Raw genomic sequence first — 2,605 nt, 5'->3', positions numbered from 1 at the left:
ATCGACAGGCGGCTTCCCGCCACACGCAGCGTGACGACATCGGGCAACACCGAGCCATCGAGCACCTGGGCGAGTCCCGGGCCGCCCGCGACCGACGACCCACGCAGGTCCGCATTGATCAGCAGCACGCTGGCATTCGCTCCCGTCAGCAGATAGGCAAGATTCGACGACACGAAGCTGCAGCCGACGCCAGCCGTCGGCCCCGTGAACAGCAGGACCTTGCCCCCGCTGCCCGGGCGACGCTCCGCGAGCGCGACCTTCAGGCTCGCACGCAATGCGCGCACCGAATCGATGCCCGCATCGTCCGGGTGCGTGGCCGCCACCGGCAACGCCGTCGAGCGAGGCCCGCCCGGTACGGCCGCCGATGCAGGCGACGACGTGACGATCGCGAGACACGGCCGACCGGTCAACCTGGTCAGTGCAGCGGGCGAATACAGTTCGCGGCGATGCAGCGACAGCAGATGCACGCCCGTCAGCGCAAGGAATACGCCGGCGAACAACGCGCCCAGAACGATGATGCCGCGCTTGGGCCAGACCGGCCGGAACGGTGCGACCGCGGTATCAACGGCCGTCACGCCCGGCGCCGCGCTGGAGATGGCGATCTCGAGCTGCTGCGCGTTGGTCAGTACCCCCGTGTACAACTGGGTGGCGATCGTCACCTGACGCGACAGTCGCACGAACTCGCGCTGGGTCGTCGGCAATCTGGCCGCCATCGCGCTCGTGTCGCGAATCTCGCGCTTCACCTGTTCGAGCTGAGCCTGCACGGTCTGGTACTGCAAGCTCTTTGGCAGGAAGCGCTGCCGGACGTCGTCCAGCGAAATCTGCAGCTCGGTCTGGTGTTCCGCGAGCGTATTGAGCCGGCTGATCAACGCGGCGCCTTGCTGATCGACGTCGATCGCACCGTTCTGTGTCCGGTACCGATTCAGATCGTCCTCGGCCTGTTGCAAATCGTGCTTGAGTGCCGGCAACCGCTGGCGCAACGCATCGAGATTGCGTCGCGCGCGGTCCGTCCGAAATGCGAGATCGCGCTGCAGATACTGTTGGACGATCGCATCGACCATCTTTTTCGCGTCGCGCGCATTGTCCGCCTGATAGCTCAGGCGAATCATCGACGGCGATTCCAGCGTCGAATCGCGATTCGGCACGACCGTCTTCAGATGCTTCGATACGTTTTCGTAGACGAGCGGCTCCGGCTGCTTGCGCACGGTGAACGCAATGCCGGGCCGTGCGCGCAACACGTCGATGCGCAATCGGCCGGCCGTCGCTTCGCCGGGAAGCCTGAACGGCACCGCTTCACCCACCTTGCCTCGCGCAAGCACGTTGTTGTCGTCATCGTAGAGCGTCCAGTTGTTCGCGTCTTCCGCGACGATCCTGAATCGCTCGCCGAGCGCATTTTTCGGCAGCAGGAATTCACCGATATCGATCCGCTCACCGCCCCACGCATAACCGGTCAGCCCCAGCGGGGCCGAAGCGAGCGTGTCGTCCACGTCGAAGCGCGACGCAACCAGCCCGCCGATCAGCGGAAACCGGCTCGCGTTACGGATATCGAGATCGGCACCGGTCGTGGAGATCGCGTTGTCGATGACCGCGCGCGAGATCAGCATCTCGCTTTCGTCGGACGCGGACGGCGAAGCCGTGATGGTTCCGGAGACATCCGACAACGAACTGATCGACGAGCCGGGCTTCGTCTGCACGCGCAAAAGCGCTTCGGCCCGGTACTGCGGCGTGGCCAGCAGCGCGTACAGCACCCCTGTCGCGAACGTCGCGCCGATCGTTGCAAGGAACACGCGACGATGCCGTCTGATCGCGTGCCAAAGCTGGGCCATGCCGGATTCATCCGGCATCCGCTGTGAATCCACGATGTTTCGTGCGGTGAGTTTCATGATTTTTTTCTGAATGATGCGACCGTTCCCGATCCTGCTCGCCGGCTATCGGCCAGTCGCTGAGACGATGAACACCGGACCTTGCTCCTCGCTGATCGTCAGCCGACGATGTGCGATATCGACCGATGCGCCATAGAGATCGGACGCGGACGTACCTGCGACCGGCAACTGCGACAGGTCGACATCGACCGTGTTGTCAGTTTCGTAGCACCAGACCACGTATTTCACGACGTTTTCGGCGCGCAATTGCAGGACGGCGACACGGCGAACCGGGTCCATGAACAGTCGCGCGCCACGTGCATTGGCGGTAAACGAGAAAAGATGCCGAACCGCGACGTATGCCGGCAATGGTGTGTTGTCCGCGTCCAGCAAGCCGAAGTTGTGCTCCATGTTCTTCGGATCGCGGCCGTCGTTGCGCATGTCGTAATAGGCGGTGAGCCCGATCTGCGCAATCCAGTCGACGAGAAGGCGCCGTACCGCGTAGCGCGCCTGGCGTTCGCGCGCCACGGGATCGTGGCCGTCGCGGGTGTGCGCCACGTATTTGTACCCATAGGTCGGATACGACCATTCGGTTGCCCAGATCGCGGGAACACCGCGATAGGTCGCGAGGTCTTGCGCGAGCGTCACATAGTCGCGCAGCACGGTCTCCGGTGCAGTCTGCCGATACGGATGCACGCTGACCGCGTCGGGCGCGGGCTGGGACGCGCTGCCGATATCGCCCA

At 64.2% G+C, this 2,605-nt stretch carries 1 protein-coding gene and 1 pseudogene; both read right to left on the bottom strand.

The window, feature by feature from the left end; all coding sequences use genetic code 11:
- On the bottom strand, nt 1-1,826 hold a 1,826-nt coding region (locus JMF90_RS32820), incomplete at its 3' end, for a GNVR domain-containing protein (RefSeq protein ID WP_236598083.1).
- Between the two features lie 102 nt (nt 1,827-1,928).
- A pseudogene (locus JMF90_RS32815) lies at nt 1,929-2,605 on the bottom strand (glycosyl hydrolase family 5); the annotation flags it as partial.

Source organism: Burkholderia sp. E168m23 (assembly GCF_016586125.1).
Taxonomy (GTDB): domain Bacteria; phylum Pseudomonadota; class Gammaproteobacteria; order Burkholderiales; family Burkholderiaceae; genus Burkholderia; species Burkholderia orbicola.
Note: the sequence above shows the minus strand (reverse complement) of the source record. Positions and strands in the feature narration are given on the sequence as shown.